This is a genomic window from Gammaproteobacteria bacterium (genome assembly GCA_016712635.1).
Taxonomy (GTDB): domain Bacteria; phylum Pseudomonadota; class Gammaproteobacteria; order SZUA-140; family SZUA-140; genus JADJWH01.
On record JADJQS010000015.1, the window covers coordinates 131,633 to 148,212 of the forward strand.

At 62.3% G+C, this 16,580-nt stretch carries 12 protein-coding genes; all 12 read left to right on the top strand.

Annotation, left to right across the window (positions count from 1 at the left end; all coding sequences use genetic code 11):
* The first annotated feature begins 3 nt into the window (after window positions 1-3).
* The 12 genes from atpG to IPK65_13640 all read left to right on the top strand — a co-directional run bounded on the left by atpG (window position 4) and on the right by IPK65_13640 (window position 16,575).
* On the top strand, window positions 4-864 hold the full coding sequence (gene atpG, locus IPK65_13585) for a F0F1 ATP synthase subunit gamma (protein ID MBK8164117.1): 861 nt from the start codon (window positions 4-6) through the stop codon (window positions 862-864).
* Between the two features lie 101 nt (window positions 865-965).
* A complete protein-coding gene (gene atpD, locus IPK65_13590; protein MBK8164118.1) occupies window positions 966-2,366 on the top strand; it encodes a F0F1 ATP synthase subunit beta in 1,401 nt (466 codons plus the stop codon).
* A gap of 30 nt (window positions 2,367-2,396) precedes the next feature.
* The gene (locus tag IPK65_13595; protein ID MBK8164119.1) at window positions 2,397-2,822 is read left to right on the top strand and encodes a F0F1 ATP synthase subunit epsilon; all 426 of its coding nucleotides are present in this window, start codon (window positions 2,397-2,399) and stop codon (window positions 2,820-2,822) included.
* 276 nt (window positions 2,823-3,098) lie between these two features.
* Window positions 3,099-4,469, top strand: a complete 1,371-nt coding sequence (gene glmU / locus IPK65_13600) for a bifunctional UDP-N-acetylglucosamine diphosphorylase/glucosamine-1-phosphate N-acetyltransferase GlmU (protein ID MBK8164120.1) — start codon at window positions 3,099-3,101, stop codon at window positions 4,467-4,469.
* Window positions 4,470-4,708: 239 nt separating this feature from the next.
* Window positions 4,709-6,538, top strand: coding sequence for a glutamine--fructose-6-phosphate transaminase (isomerizing) (gene glmS, locus IPK65_13605; GenBank protein MBK8164121.1), 1,830 nt, complete (start codon window positions 4,709-4,711; stop codon window positions 6,536-6,538).
* A 155-nt stretch (window positions 6,539-6,693) separates the two neighbouring features.
* On the top strand, window positions 6,694-7,050 hold the full coding sequence (locus tag IPK65_13610) for a CZB domain-containing protein (protein ID MBK8164122.1): 357 nt from the start codon (window positions 6,694-6,696) through the stop codon (window positions 7,048-7,050).
* 403 nt (window positions 7,051-7,453) lie between these two features.
* Window positions 7,454-8,116 carry a hypothetical protein gene (locus tag IPK65_13615; protein ID MBK8164123.1) on the top strand — a complete coding sequence of 221 codons (663 nt, stop codon included), beginning with the start codon at window positions 7,454-7,456 and terminating at the stop codon, window positions 8,114-8,116.
* 489 nt (window positions 8,117-8,605) lie between these two features.
* On the top strand, window positions 8,606-10,753 hold the full coding sequence (locus tag IPK65_13620) for a PhoX family phosphatase (protein ID MBK8164124.1): 2,148 nt from the start codon (window positions 8,606-8,608) through the stop codon (window positions 10,751-10,753).
* 322 nt (window positions 10,754-11,075) lie between these two features.
* Entirely contained in the window at window positions 11,076-11,630 is a 555-nt protein-coding gene (locus IPK65_13625) for a winged helix-turn-helix transcriptional regulator (protein ID MBK8164125.1), read from the top strand.
* Between the two features lie 46 nt (window positions 11,631-11,676).
* Window positions 11,677-11,850, top strand: coding sequence for a hypothetical protein (locus tag IPK65_13630; protein ID MBK8164126.1), 174 nt, complete (start codon window positions 11,677-11,679; stop codon window positions 11,848-11,850).
* Between the two features lie 116 nt (window positions 11,851-11,966).
* Window positions 11,967-14,150, top strand: a complete 2,184-nt coding sequence (locus tag IPK65_13635; protein MBK8164127.1) for an HAD-IIB family hydrolase — start codon at window positions 11,967-11,969, stop codon at window positions 14,148-14,150.
* Between the two features lie 37 nt (window positions 14,151-14,187).
* Window positions 14,188-16,575: a sucrose synthase gene (locus tag IPK65_13640; GenBank protein MBK8164128.1), complete on the top strand. Its 2,388-nt coding sequence runs from the start codon at window positions 14,188-14,190 to the stop codon at window positions 16,573-16,575.
* Window positions 16,576-16,580: the final 5 nt, after the last annotated feature.

The following is a 16,580-nucleotide window of genomic DNA, read 5'->3' on the forward strand; positions in this document are numbered from 1 at the left end:
CCGATGGCCGTCGGCAAGGAAATCCGCGTCAAGATCAACAGCATCAAGAACACGCGGAAGATCACCCGGGCGATGGAGATGGTCGCCGCGAGCAAGATGCGCAAGGCCCAGGGCCGCATGAACGCCGCGCGCCCCTACGCGCAGAAGATCCGCAATGTGATCGCGCATCTCGCCCACGCCCATCCCGAGTACAAGCATCCGTACATGCAGGATCGCAGCGGCAAGCGCGTCGGCCTGATCGTCATCTCGACGGATCGCGGCCTGTGCGGCGGTCTGAACACGAACATGTTCCGCACCGTGGTCGGCGAGATGAAGCGCTGGCACGACGCCGGCAACGCGATCGAACTGTGCACCATCGGCGCCAAGGCGGCGGGCTTCTTCTCGCGCATGGGCGGCAAGGTGGTGGCGCAGGCCAGCCATCTGGGCGATGCGCCGCAGATCTCCGACCTGATCGGCACGGTCAAGGTGATGCTGGACGCCTACGACGAGGGTCGCATCGACCGGCTCTATCTGGTTTATAACCAGTTCGTCAACACCATGAGCCAGCGCGCCAGCGTCGAGCAGCTGCTGCCGATCGTGCCGAGCGAGGACGAGCAGCTCAAGCACCACTGGGATTATCTGTACGAGCCTGAGGCGAAGGACGTGCTGACCCAGCTGCTGACGCGGTACGTCGAGTCGCTGGTATACCAGGGCGTGGTGGAGAACCTCGCCTGCGAGCAGGCCGCGCGCATGGTGGCTATGAAGTCCGCCTCGGACAACGCGGGTACGCTCATCAACGAGCTGCAGCTGATCTACAACAAGGCGCGCCAGGCGGCGATCACGCAGGAGATCGCCGAGATCGTCGGCGGAGCCGCGGCGGTTTAAATATGTGAGGGGTGAGGCGTGAGGAGCAAGGTGTGTATCGAGGTTTTTCGCCTCACACCTTACCCCTCACTCCTCACCGTAACTTTAAGGGGAATCAGGCAATGAGTGCAGGGAAAATTGTTCAGATCATCGGTGCGGTCATCGACGTGCAGTTCCCGCGCGATGGGATGCCCAAGGTTTACGATGCGCTGTTCGTCGACGACACCAAGCTGACGCTGGAAGTGCAGCAGCAGCTGGGCGACGGCGTGGTGCGCACCATCGCCATGGGCACCTCGGATGGTCTGACGCGCGGCAAGTCGGTATCCAACACCAAGGCCCCGATCTCGGTGCCGGTCGGCATCGAAACCCTGGGTCGCATCATGGACGTGCTCGGGAGACCGATCGACGAGCGCGGCCCGATCGGCGAGAAGGAGCGCTGGGCGATCCACCGCAAGGCGCCCAGCTACGAGGACCAGTCGGGTTCGACCGAACTGCTCGAGACCGGCATCAAGGTCATCGACCTGCTGTGCCCGTTCGCCAAGGGCGGCAAGGTCGGCCTGTTCGGCGGCGCCGGCGTCGGCAAGACCGTCAACATGATGGAGCTGATCAACAACATCGCCACCGAGCACTCCGGCCTGTCGGTGTTCGCCGGCGTCGGCGAGCGCACCCGCGAAGGCAACGACTTCTACCATGAAATGCAGGAGTCGGGCGTGGTCAACGTCGAAGACTTCCAGAAATCCAAGGTGGCGATGGTCTACGGCCAGATGAACGAGCCCCCGGGCAACCGCCTGCGCGTGGCGCTGACCGGCCTGACGATGGCCGAGTACTTCCGCGACGAAGGCCGCGACGTGCTGCTCTTCATCGACAACATCTACCGCTACACCCTCGCCGGCACCGAGGTGTCGGCGCTGCTCGGGCGCATGCCGTCGGCGGTGGGCTACCAGCCGACGCTGGCCGAGGAGATGGGCGCCCTGCAGGAACGCATCACCTCGACCAAGACCGGCTCGATCACCTCGATCCAGGCCGTGTACGTGCCCGCGGACGACCTCACCGATCCGTCGCCGGCGACCACCTTCGCGCACCTCGACGCCACTGTCGTGCTGTCGCGCCAGATCGCCGAGCTCGGCATCTACCCCGCGGTGGACCCGCTCGACTCCACCAGCCGCCAGCTCGATCCGCTGGTCGTGGGCCAGGAGCACTACGACACCGCGCGCAGCGTGCAGAGCACGCTGCAGCGCTACAAGGAACTGAAGGACATCATCGCGATCCTCGGCATGGACGAGCTGTCGGAAACCGACCGCCGTATCGTGGCCCGCGCGCGCAAGATCCAGCGCTTCCTGTCGCAGCCGTTCACCGTCGCGGAAGTGTTCACCGGCTCGCCCGGCAAGTACGTCGCGCTGAAGGACACCATCAGTGCGTTCAAGGCGATCGTCGCCGGTGAATACGACCACCTGCCCGAGCAGGCCTTCTACATGGTCGGCACCATCGACGAGGCGGTCGAAAAGGCGAAGAAACTGCAGTAACGGATTGCATCAGAAGGGGAAGGGGGCATTATGGCCATGACCATGCACGTCGACATCGTGAGCGCGGAGGAAGAGATCTTTTCCGGTCCGGCCGAGATGGTGTTCGCCCCGGCAGTGATGGGCGAGGTCGGCATACTGCCGCGTCATGCCCCGCTGCTGACCCAGCTCAAGCCCGGCGAGGTGCGCATCCGCACCGGCGGCGGCGAGGAACAGTTCTTCTATGTCTCCGGCGGCATGCTGGAGATCCAGCCCCACGTTGTCACCGTGCTGGCCGACACCGCCCTGCGCGCGAAGGACCTCGACGAGGCCGCGGCCCTGCAGGCCAAGGAACGCGCCGAGCAGGCCCTGCGCGACAAGAGCTCGGAATTCGAGTATGCCCGCGCCCAGTCGGAACTCGCCGAGGCGGTCGCCCAGCTGCAGGCCATCAAGAAACTGCGCGATAAAGCCGGGCGATAGACCGCCCGTTCCCGCCTCTCCGATCCAGATTGAAGCCTGGATGTTTTCCGCGGCCGGACCCGCGCCCGGGCGGCGTGGCCCGACTGTACGGCATGAACACCTCAATGCCGGCCGCGCGTCTGGGCCGTCTGCTGGGTTTGGGGCGCGATCTTGCGTAGAATAGCCGCATGTGGGCGATTTTCACGGGAACGCCGGCGGGCGACCACCGGTTTCAACGCGGCGGTATGCGCCATGCCGTTCCGCGCGGCTTCAATCTGTCATCCTGATTAAGTCTGCATGGGACTCAAGGTAATCATACTGGCGGCGGGCGGCGGGACCCGGATGCGCTCCGACCTGCCCAAGGTCCTGCATCCGCTCGGGGGCGTCCCATTGCTCGAGCATGTGGTGACGACGGCGTTCTCCCTCAACCCGGAGCGTGTTCTCGTCGTCTACGGGCACGGCGGCGGGCAGGTGCGCGCGCGGCTCGATGAGATACATGTCGACTGGGTGGAGCAGTCCGAGCAACTCGGCACGGGTCACGCGGTGCAGCAGGTGTTGCCGGCGCTGTCCGGCGAGGATACCGCTCTCGTGCTGTACGGTGATGTACCGCTGATCGAGGCGCGGACGCTGCAGCGGCTGCTTGCCGCCACCGGGCGCGGCGACCTCGCGCTCATCACAGCGCAACTGGAGGATCCGGCCGGCTACGGGCGCATCGTGCGCGATCAGGCGGGCAATGTCCTGCGCATCGTGGAGGATAAGGATGCGAGTGATGAAGAGCGCGCAATCCGCGAGATCAACACCGGCTTTCTCGCGGCCAGGGGCGGCGCGCTGCGGCGCTGGCTGGCCGGGCTGAAGAACTGCAATGCCCAGGGTGAGTTCTACCTGACCGACGTGATCGCGCGCGCGGTCGGCGAAGGCAGTGCCGTGCATACGGTGAGTCCGCGCGTTAACGAGGAGATCCTCGGCGTGAACAACCGGCTCCAGCTCGCGGCGCTCGAACGCTGGTATCAGCGTAGTCAGGCTGACCGCCTGATGCTGCAGGGCGTGACGCTGATCGATCCCGATCGCTTCGATCTGCGCGGCGAGCTGTCCGCCGGCCGCGACGTGGTCATCGACGCCGGCGTGGTGCTGACGGGGCGCGTTGCGCTCGGCGACAGGGTCTACATCGGGCCGTACAGCGTGATCCGCGATGCGAGTATCGGCACCGATACACGTGTGGAGTCCCATTGCGTGATCGAAGATGCCGATATCGGACCGGGTTGCCGCATCGGCCCCTTTGCGCGCCTGCGCCCGGAAACGGAAATCGACGGCGGTGCGCATATCGGCAATTTTGTCGAGGTGAAGAAATCCAGCATCGGCGCCGGCTCCAAGATCAATCACCTGAGCTACATCGGGGATACCACGATCGGGCGCGAGGTGAACGTCGGCGCCGGCACAATCACCTGCAACTACGACGGCGCCAACAAGCATCGCACCGAGATCGGCGACCGCGCCTTCATCGGCTCCGACACCCAGCTGGTGGCGCCGGTGAAAGTCGGCGCCGGGGCCACCATCGGCGCCGGTTCCACGATCGTGCGCGACGCACCGCCAGGGGAGCTGACTCTCAGCCGCACACGGCAGGAAACGCGCAAGGGATGGAAACGGCCGGTGAAGAAAGGCAGGGAGTGAGGTGTCAGGCGTGAGGCGTAAAGGTAAACGACCAAGGAGTAAGAATCGACTGATGTCTTCTGAACATTCAATAAATGCAGGTTGGGCTGAGGTACGAAACCCAACGGTCTACAGTCCGCGCTGGATTTCGCCATTCTCAGCCCAGCCAGCGCATACTCTGATGACCATGAGGCGACCCATCGGGTTTGACGCTTTACGCCTCACGCCTCACGCCTTACTCCTGCAGAGGTGGCTCTAGCATGTGCGGCATCGTCGGCGCCGTGGCGGGGCGCAACGTCGTTCCCATCCTGATCGAGGGGCTGAGCCGCCTCGAATATCGTGGCTATGATTCCGCGGGCGTGGCCGTGATCAACGGCGGCATCCGGCGCGTGCGCGCCGTCGGCCGCGTCGCCGACATGCAGAGCAAGGCGGTTGCCGAGGGACTGCAGGGCATGGTCGGCATCGGCCACACGCGCTGGGCGACCCACGGCGGCGTCACGGAGCCCAACGCGCATCCGCATATTTCACACGGCGTCATCGCCGTAGTCCACAACGGCATTATCGAGAACCACGACGAACATCGCCGGCGCCTGCAGTCCCTTGGTTACAGCTTCGAGTCGCAGACCGACACCGAGGTGATCGCGCATCTCGTCTACTTTCATTACAAGGAATGCAAAAATCTGTTCACCGCGACACAGCGCGCGGTCGGCGAGCTTGTCGGCGCCTTCGCGATCGGCGTGGTGGCGCTCGATTCCCCCGATACCATGACCTGCGCTCGCGTGGGTTGTCCGCTGCTCATCGGTATGGGCGAGGGCGAGAACTTCATCGCCTCGGACGTCTCCGCCGTCCTGTCCTGTACGCGCCGTGTGGTCTACCTCGAAGAGGGTGACGTGGCGGAGATCACCCGCGACCGCGTCACCATCGTCGACAGTAGCGGGGTGAAGGTCGAGCGACCGGTGCACGTGAGCAACGTCTCGCTCGCCTCAATGGAACTGGGGCCCTACAGCCACTTCATGCAGAAAGAGATCCACGAACAGCCGCGCGCGCTCACCGACACGATCGAGCCTGTCGTCACGGGGCAGGGTTTTGATCCGGCGCTGTTCGGAGCCGAGGCCGTGGATGTCTTCCGGGACATTCACGGCGTCCTCATCCTGGCGGCGGGCACGAGCTATTACGCGGGGCTGACCGCGAAATACTGGATCGAGGCCATCGCCGGAGTGCCGGTCACGGTGGAGATCGCGAGCGAGTTCCGTTACCGCGTGTCGGTCCCGGACCCGAGGCAGCTTGTCGTCACCATCTCCCAGTCGGGCGAGACGCTGGACACGATGGAGGCGCTCAAACACGCCAAGTCGCTCGGTCAGCGCCAGACGCTGTCGATCTGCAACGTGCAGGAGAGCGCCATCCCGCGCGCATCAAGGCTGGTATTCTACACCCGCGCCGGGGCAGAGATCGGCGTGGCCTCAACCAAGGCCTTCACGACCCAGCTCGCCGCGTTGTTCACGCTGGCGGTCACGCTTGCGCGGGTGCGCGGGCGGCTCGCGCCGGAGCAGGAGGCCGGCTACATCGATGCGCTGCGCCACCTGCCCGGCAGTGTGCAGCACGCGCTCAACCTTGAGCCGCAGGTCGCCGAGTGGGCCCGCGGTTTCGCGCCGCGCCATCATGCACTGTTCCTCGGGCGCGGCATCCACTATCCGATCGCCCTTGAGGGCGCGCTCAAGCTGAAGGAGATTTCCTACATCCACGCCGAGGCCTATCCCGCCGGTGAATTGAAGCACGGCCCGCTGGCCCTGGTAGACAGTGACATGCCGGTGGTCGTGATCGCGCCGAATGACGCGCTGCTGGAAAAGGTGAAATCGAACATGCAGGAGGTGCGCGCGCGCGGCGGTGAGCTGTTCGTGTTCGCCGACCTGGACAGCCATTTTGCCGAGAGCGAAGGCGTGCACGTCATCCGCACCCCGCGCCACGTCGGGATCCTCTCACCGATCGTGCATGTCATTCCGGTGCAGATGCTCGCGTATCACACGGCGCTGCAGAAGGGCACCGACGTCGACAAGCCGCGCAACCTCGCGAAATCGGTGACCGTGGAGTAAGTCACCACCTGACAGGTTCCATGGCCTTGCATGGCATGGGTCCGCTTATCCGAACGGCGTTGGCTGATGTGACCAGGTTACGGTAGAACGGCTGTGGCACCAGTTGTAGACTGTGCCGATAAACAGGTCAAGCCATCACTTACGCGAAGGATATTATGGATCTTAATAAGGCTATCGAAGTGCATATGGACTGGAAGGGGAGGTTCGGGAGCGCTATCGCCGAACGGGAAACACTGGATGTTTCGGTGATCGCCCGAGATGATTGCTGTGATCTTGGGCACTGGCTACATGGTGCCGCGAACGATAAGTATGCCACCTTCAAATCCTATACGACATGCGTGGATAATCATGCTGCTTTTCATGTCGAGGCAGGCAAGGTGGCGCAGACGATCAACGCAGAAAAGTACGCTGATGCCGAAGCCATGTTGAATGCAGGCACGCCGTACTCTGCGGCCTCCACAGCGGTGTGCATCGCCATAATGCGATTGAAAAACGAAATCTCGAATGGATAAACGGATGGCCGCATACAATCGCCGGCGCTGCTGCATAAGTCTTCTTCACATCTCTTTCCTCAATATTACGCGATCCCTTGCAGAACGAGACGTCCGGCCTGGACAATAATCTCGTCGCTTCAGGGAACTATCCCCCGCCAAGTCCCGTCTACAGGAATGTAGCCAATTCCAGTATCAGCATCGACACAGTAATACCCGGTGTCTGACCCACCACCTGGGGACAGCGCCGGCGCAAGGAAGAAGCGGGATAGGGATGCCAGCCGCCCTCCGCATGCCTGGTCCGGGTTTCCCCTTGTGGTCCGGGCAGTTTGCGAATCGGCGTCGAGATACAGGAGGGATTCGCATGCAGAAGAGGCCGGCCGTGCTCCTGTCCGCCGGTATGCCGCGATCCGGAAGCACCTGGATGTTCAATGCCCTGCGCCTGCTGCTGCAGGGCTATCCCATGGTCTTCTCGCGGGTCGGGTCGGGATGGATCCAGGATCTGTCCAGATTGAGCGACAATCCGTTCATCCTGTTGAAGCTGCACTTCCACGTGACTCCTATCGCCGATTGCGCCCGCGCAATCTTCTATTCCTATCGGGATATCCGCGACGCGGTGGCCAGCCAGCAGCGCAGATTCGGCGGACCGGCGGAAATGGCATGGGTGGACGAGTATGTCCGGAGCCACGAGATGTGGATGCGTTGCGCCGATTACACCATGAAGTACGAACACATGTTGCATGACAAGGGCGGCATTATCGCGGATTTGATGGAGACGATACGAATAAAGTTTATGTTGTCGCCGCAAACCGGGGCTCCGGCGTCGAGTGCCGCAGAGATCATTCATGAGATCGAGGGGATGAGCTATGACTCGCCCGGCCCCAGGAATCCGTATTATCACGAGGTCAATCTGTTTCATCCCGACCACATCACGGATGGGCGCGCCGGTTCCTGGAAAGGTTCTCTTGATCCGGAATTGTCCGCCGCCATCATGGATAAATATCGCTGGTGGTTCGAAAAATATGGCTATGATCCAATAGAGGGAAACAGGTCCACCGCTGCTGCGTACCAGGTCACCATGGCCTGATACCATTGTCTGATATTGGAATTAGATCTTTACTACTAGTAGTGCTATCGGATATCCCTAGTACGTAATTCGAACAGTATTTCCAGTTTTATCATTCATCCTCTCGATACGATCTGCCGTGCCGCGTGATTCGGCGCTAGTGCCACTATCTCTTCTGCGCGTCCATCGCCGTGTACAGACTGGAGGCGTTTGCGCGTCTTCCGGTCCATTCATCCGGACGTCATCCAATCTTCATCGGATTGTCATCGGGCTTTGCTAGTGTGGTGTTGGTCGGCAGGACCGGTGAAGGCGTAATGGCCCATCGCCGGAGAGCCGGCATCGATGCGGACGGCGGCATTGTGATGCGGCAGGAACACAGGCTGCGCAGGCTTTAGACGGCCTGAATCCGTCAGTATTTACCGGAACATTATTAAGGAGCGAGGGGATGCCCGGATCGCTCAGGTACAGGCATCCCATATCCTCGCCAAAATTCAAAATGAGGAGACTCACATGAGCAGCAAGCTGCACCCCGACAGCAAGGTTGTCACAGCCGAGATCAAGTCCAGCAATGCATCCGGTAACGAATCCATCCACGATCTTATCGATCAGTACAAGCTCAATCGCCGCAGTTTCCTCAAGACGTCCCTCGGCGCGACCGCCGGTGCGGGCGCAGCTGCGGTACTGGGCGGAAATCTCGTGGACAGCGTCATCAATTATGCCGAGGCTGGCCACGTACCGATGGGCAGCATCGGGTTTTCCTCCGTTCCGGCCAACATCATACCGATGACCGATGGCGTCACCGTGCCGAACGGCTACAGTGCCGGCGTGCTGGTGTCCTGGGGCGATTCCCTGACCCTGGCCCCGCACTGGGATCCCGCCGGCGCCATGGACGAGGAGACCCAGCTGCACAGCTACGGCGCCCATACCGACGGCATGCACTACTTCCCGTTTCCGGGCGCGCTGGGCAATATCCGCGGTCTGCTCGTGACCAACAGTGAATACTGCGACCCCCCGCTGGTCAACAACATCACGCCCGCAGCGGACTATGCCACGGCGGCCCTCACCCTGGACATGGTGCGTGCCCAGCAGGCGGCCCATGGAGTCAATGTCGTTGCCGTCGGCAAGGATCTGATCGGACGCGACCGCGGTGAGTGGAAGGTCGTTCGCTATTCGCCCTTCAACCGTCGCATCACCGGCAACACTCCGTGCAGGATCAGCGGCCCGGCCGCCGGCCACACACTGATGAAGACGTCCGCCGATCCCTCCGGCCGCCGTGTGCTTGGCACACTGAACAATTGTGCGCATGGCTACACGCCATGGGGTACCTATCTGACCTGTGAGGAGAACTGGAACGGCTATTTCTCCAACGAGACCGGTGATGTCGAGGGCGTAGACGATCTGGACCAGAAGCAGACCATCGTCAAGGGCCAGACCCGTTACGGGGTGGTCAAGGGCGGATTCGGCTACCGTTGGCACGAGGTGGATGAGCGCTTCCGCGCCGATCTGCACCCCAACGAGGTCAACCGTTTTGGCTGGGTGGTGGAGATCGATCCCTTCGACCCAGACAGCACTCCGGTCAAGCGCACCGCGCTTGGCCGCTTCAAGCACGAAGGCGCCGAAGTCATGGTGGATGACAGGAATCGCGTGGCGGTGTACATGGGCGACGACGAGCGCAATGAATACGTCTACAAGTTCGTCTGCGCCAGGAAGTACAACTCCCGTAATCAGAAGGCGAACCGCGATCTGCTCGACGACGGCATTCTGTACGTTGCCCGGTTCAATGCGGACGGCAGCGGCGAGTGGCTGCCGCTGGCATGGGGCCAGAACGGCCTGACGCCGGAGAACGGTTTCGCCGACCAGGGTGAGGTGTTGATCAAGTGCCGCCAGGCGGCCGACCGCCTCGGTGCCACCATGATGGACCGGCCCGAGTGGGGCGCGGCACACCCGGTGACGCGCGAGATATACATGACGCTGACCAACAACAGCCGCCGCGGCAACACACCGGTTTCCAGCAACAATCCGGACGGTACCAGCAACGCTGCCAGCGCTAACCCGCCGGTGGACGCCGCCAACCCGCGGCCCGACAACGACTTTGGCCACATCATCCGCTGGCGGGATGCCAATGGCCGGGCCGATGCTACTACCTTCGCGTGGGATCTGTTCGTGCAGTGCGGCGACAAGTCCACCAGCAAGACGCTGGGCGGCAGCTATACCCCCGGAGAATTTGGCGGCCAGAGCATCGGCTACCATGGCAATATCAACGGCGACGATTACGGTGCGCCGGACGGCCTGTGGTTCGATCGCAACGGCCGTCTGTGGATCCAGACCGACCAGGTCGGCAACGCTACTGGCGACTGGGTGAATATCGGCGGCAACGTCATGATGTGCGCCGACCCGGTCACCGGCGAGACGCGCCGCTTCCTCACCAGCCCCAAGAACTGCGAGGTCACCGGTGTGACCGGCACGCCGGACGGCAAGACGATGTTCGTCGGCATCCAGCATCCGGGCGAGGACTGGGTGACCACCTTCACCGACAATTCCACCTGGCCTGACAGCGGCATCAACGGTTCCACCACGGCGAGTACGCAGGTGGTGTTCAAACCGCGTTCCTCGGTGGTCGTGATCAGCAAGAACAACGGCGGCGTGATCGGGACCTGAGGCAGGAGGTATCCGAGTAACGGCCGAGATACGTCGTTTGGCATCAGGAACCGGCCCCGTTGATACGGGGCCGGTTTTTTTTGCGCGCTATCCATGCCGGATCTTGACTCAATCCCCCGATGGTTCTGTCGCACCACAGCTGATATTGTCAGGGCCGGGGTGACGAGTAAGTCGACCAATACTTATTTATATGAAACGAGCCCCTACATAACCAGCGCCCGTGCCGCCTGAATACCCGGATAGAATGATGTTAATCGACTGTATTTAATATTTATATTTAATTGTTTTGGCTAAAATAGTTTTGTTCAAATATAATAGCCGCATGAGCGACGCAAATGAGCACACCCAACCGGTGCCCACACAGGCCGAGGCGCCAGCCGCCGATAGCCGGGAGGAGCGGGCGCGGATGATCCTGCAGACGTTGCGCATCGTCGTTCGTTCCGTGCAGGCGCATTCGCGCTGGGTCGAAAAGCAGTGCGGGGTCAGTGCGACCCAGTTATGGGCCTTATGGGAGCTGTTCGCCGAACCAGGCCGGAGCCTGGCCCAGCTCGGCGCCGCGCTTTCCATCCATCCTTCGACGGCCTCCAATCTGGTCGACAAGCTGAGAAAAAAGAGGCTGGTCAGGAAACAGCGCAGCGGCCCCGACCAGCGCGTGGTGCGCCTCTATATCACCCCTGCCGGGTCCGAACTGCTGGCGCTGGCACCCCGTCCCGCGCAAGGTGCGCTCATCGATGCCCTGCGCCGACTGCCCGATCAGTCGCTGATGCAGATCGGGGATGGCCTCGCCGATCTGCTCGCGGCGATGAGGATCAAGGATACATCCGCGGCGCTGCAGCCCCTGTCGGAATCAGGCCTGGATTCCGATCCGGGTGCTTGAGTCCGGCGGGTTTTTGTCGCAAGTCGATCCGGACACATGGTGGCTCATGAAGACAGCGACTGATCTCCGCTGGTATATCGACCTCACGGCCTCGAAGTCGCTGCAGCAGATATACGCAGGGCACCAGCTGATGACGAACCCGGAGTTCACGCGCCTGCCCAGCGAGCATGCGCCCCACCATGCGGGACTGGGGGATGGACCTCGCCGCGCTCAATCGTAATGAAGATCGTCCAACCCGTCTCGTTGTAGTCGCGCTGAGACGCGGACAGCCGGTCTTCGACATCCTGCCAGATCGCACGTATCGCGAAAGCCTGGAGCGATGTGAGGCTGAGCACCATGCCTAACGGCGACGGCAGTCTCTACATCGTTCTGCTCAGCATCCACGGCCTGATCCGCGGACACAATCTCGAACTCGGGCGCGATGCCGATACGGGGGGGCAGATCAAGTACGTCCTGGAGCTGATGCGCTCGCTGGCGCAGCATCCCGCTGTCGGTCGCGTCGATCTGTTCACACGCCAGATCCATGATGCAAAGATCGATTCTGATTACTCCGTTCCGCTGGAACAGGTCGGCCCCGATGCGTTTATCGTGCGCCTGGCCTGCGGACCGCGCCGTTATCTACGCAAGGAGGTGCTATGGCCACACCTCGATACGTTCGCCGATCAGGCGCTCAAACACATCCGGCGCGTGCGGCGAGTGCCCGACGTGATCCACGCCCACTATGCCGATGCCGGCTATGTCGGCGTGCAGCTCTCCGGCCTGCTCGAGGCGCCGCTGGTCTTCACAGGCCACTCGCTCGGACATGTCAAGCGCGAGCGCCTGCTGGAAAAGGGCCTGCGGTCTGAGACGATCGAGGGTCAGTATCACATAAGCCAGCGCATCGAGGCCGAAAACATCGCGCTCGACAATGCCGCATTCGTGGTGGCGAGCACGCAGCAGGAAGTGGAGGTCCAGTACAGCCGCTACGACAATTACCAGCCCGGGCGCATGGTGGTCATCCCCCCCGGCATAGATCTGGAGCGCTTCCATCCGCCAGCGCCTGGCGCGAATGACCCTGCGATCCGGCGCCAGGTCGCGCGGTTCCTGAGCGAGCCGTTCAGGCCGGTCATCCTCGCCCTGGCGCGTCCGGATCCGCGCAAGAACCTGGCCGGATTGATACGTGCCTACGCGGAGACCCCCGGCCTGCGCGATCTCGCCAATCTGGTACTGATCGCCGGCACCCGTGCCGACGTGCTGGCGATGGAAAAGGGACCGCGGCGTGTGTTGAGCGAAATCATGTTTCTGATCGATCGCTATGATCTCTACGGCCACATCGCCTATCCCAAGCAGCATCAGCCCGAGGATGTGCCTGAACTCTATCGCTGGGCGGCGAAGAGCCGGGGCGTGTTCGTCAATCCGGCACTGACCGAGCCGTTCGGCCTGACGCTGCTCGAAGCTGCAGCCAGCGGTCTCCCGATCGTCGCGACCCGCGACGGGGGGCCGCGCGACATCGTCAAGTACTGCCGCAACGGCCTTCTGGTCGATTCGCTTGACACCGCGCAGCTCGGCGAGGCCCTGCTCGACGCGCTGCGCAATCGACGCCGCTGGCGCCGCTGGTCACGTGCCGGGATCGCCGGGACCAAGCGTCATTTTTCCTGGCAGGGCCATGTGATCACCTATCTAAAGGAAATCGAGCGGGTCCTGGGGCCCGAGCGGGCCAGCAGGCATCGTATCTCCTCCACACTAAAGAGCAAACTGCCCGTATGTGACCGCATCCTGGTGTGTGACATCGACAACACATTGATCGGTGACCGCGCGGCACTGAAAGTGCTGCTGCAGCAGATTGATGCAGCGCCGGGGCGCATTGGATTCGGCATTGCCACTGGCCGCCGCCTCGACAGCGCAGTGAAGGTGCTGCGCGAATGGGGTGTGCCAGACCCCGATTTCTTTATCACTGCCGCCGGCAGCGAGATCCATTACGGGCCAAAGCGGATAGATGACGACAGCTGGTTCCGCCACATCGACTACCTGTGGGAGCCGGAGCTCGTGCGCAGGGTCCTGCGCGATATACCCGGGCTCAGGATGCAGCCGAAAGATGAGCAGCGCCAGTACAAGATCAGCTATTACCTCGATCCGCAGCGTGCACCCGGGCCGCGCGATCTGGTTCGCCATCTCCGCCGGCTCGACGTACATGTCAACGTCATCTACTCGCACCACGCGTTTCTCGATCTGCTGCCTGTGCGTGCATCGAAAGGCGCTGCAGTGCGCTATTTCGCGGACAAGTGGGGCATACCATTCAACAACATCCTGGCGGCCGGGGATTCCGGAAACGACGAAGAAATGCTGTCCGGTGCGACGCTTGGCGTGGTAGTCGGCAATCACAGTGCGGAGCTCGAACGGCTGCGCGGTCACGATCGGGTCTATTTCGCGGATGGACGGCATGCCTGGGGTATTCTCGAAGGCATAGAACATTACGATTTCCTCGGCAGCCTGCGCGGGCGCACCCGGGATAAGGTAAAGGAGGGTGTCGCGGATGAGTGATGCGGCCCCTGGTCGGGATGCCTGAGACATGGCGACCATGCTCGATACCTATGTGAAGGAGCAGCGCGAGGCCGCGCTTCTGTTGCTGCGCCGCCTGCTCGGATACGGCAAGCCGTTCCTGCTGCGCTCCGAGATTCTCGATGAATGCCGGGCGCTGTGCGTGGAGCACCCTGGGCTGGGACTGGATCGGACACCGCTCTATGGCGCCATGCGCTCAGCGCAGGAGGCGGCCGTTGACGGGGCGTGGATCTATCTCGCGTTACGTCCTTACATCGCCTGTTGGCAGTACTATCGCATCCACGCCGAGTCGCTCGACGCCGCCGCGGTTGGCGTTGAGGACTTCCTCGCGTTCAAGGAGCGGCTGGTGAACGGCGCAAAAGCGGGGGATCCGTGGACGATCGAGTTCGATATCGAGCCGTTCAGTCGTGAGTTTCCCCGCTTGCGGGAATCGCGCTCGATCGGACGTGGTGTGGAATTTCTCAACCGCCGCCTGTCGAGCGAGCTCTTTCAGGAGGGCGGTGAAGGAAATCAGCATCTCCATGATTTCCTCTCCGTGCATCAGATCCAGGGCCGCCAGCTCATGCTTAACGACCGTGTTCGCACCGTGGCAGATCTGCGCCGCAACTTGCGCCATGCCGAGACGTATCTGGCGGGGCAGCCGCAGGACGCGGAGTGGGGCGATGTGGCGCACTCCATGCAGGGACTCGGCTTCGAGCCAGGCTGGGGGCGTACTGTGGTGCGCATGCGCGTCATGCTGTCCTTGCTGACCGACATCCTCGAGGCGCCGGATCCCGGCAATCTCGAGCGATTCCTCAGTGGTATCCCGATGATCTTCAATCTGGTTATCCTGACCCCGCACGGGTATTTCGCGCAGGCTAATGTGCTCGGCCTGCCGGACACCGGCGGCCAGGTCGTCTATATCCTGGACCAGGTGCGGGCGCTTGAGAAGGAGATGAGGCGCCGTCTCACCGAGCAGGGACTCGATATCGACCCGCAGATACTGGTAGTGACGCGGCTGATCCCGGAGGCGCGCGGAACCACCTGCGACCAGCGCATCGAGCCGGTGATCGGTACCGAGCATGCACGCATTTTACGCGTACCGTTTCGAAATCCGGAAGGAGGCGTCGTGCCACACTGGATCTCGCGTTTCGAGGTTTGGCCGTACCTGGAGCAGTTCGCCATCGATGTCGAGAAGGAGATTCTGGGCGTTCTCGCCGGACGTCCCGACCTGATCATCGGGAATTATTCGGACGGCAACCTGGTTGCGACCCTGCTCGCACACCGCCTGCGCGTGACGCAGTGCAATATCGCGCATGCACTCGAGAAACCGAAGTACATCATGTCTGATCTTTACTGGCGTGCGAATGACGAGCAGTATCATTTCGCCTGCCAGTTCACCGCCGACCTGATTGCGATGAACGCCGCAGATTTCATCATTACCAGCACCTATCAGGAAATCGCTGGCAACGAAGACAGCGTGGGCCAGTACGAAAGCTACGGTGCGTACACACTGCCCGGTCTTTACCGCGTCGTGAAGGGCATAGAGATGTTCGATCCCAAGTTCAACATCGTCTCACCGGGCGTGGACTCCGAGGTTTACTTCCCATACAGCGAAGACACGCGGCGCCTGCGCATGCTGCACGAGGAGATAGATGCGCTCATCTATGGCGGAGACCCGCGTCCCGACGCGCGCGGCGTTATTCGCGATCATGGCAGACCGCTGCTGTTCTCGATGGCCCGTCTCGACCGCATCAAGAATATTACCGGACTGGTGGAATGGTTCGGAACTAATCCCGAGCTGCGTGCGACGACCAATCTACTCATTGTTGCCGGTCATGTCGACGCCGGACGCTCGGCAGATCGGGAGGAACAGTCGCAGATCGAGCGCATGCATGAACTGTTCGACCGCTATCAGCTCGACGGCGAGGTGCGCTGGCTCGGTCTTCAGCTCGAAAAGAACCTTGCCGGAGAACTGTACCGCCGCGTGGCCGACAGCCGCGGCGCATTCGTACAGCCGGCGCTGTTCGAGGCCTTCGGCCTCACCGTGATTGAAGCGATGAGTGCGGGTCTGCCAACCTTCGCCACACGCTACGGCGGCCCTCTGGAGATCATCCAGGACCACATTTCCGGCTTCCACATCGATCCCAACCACGGCGTGCAGGCGGCGGCGATCATCGCGGAATTCTTCGCCCGCGCCAAAGGGGAGGCTGGCTACTGGGAGCGCATTTCGGCTCAAGCGCTGGAGCGCGTGCGCAAGCACTACACTTGGGCGCTTTATGCCGAACGCATGATGACGCTTTCGCGCACCTATGGATTCTGGAAATACGTTACCAACCTGGAGCGGGGCGAGACGCGGCGTTATCTCGAGATGTTCTACGGTTTGCAATACCGGCACCTCGCCGAACAGGTGCGACCGCCGGGCTGAACCGG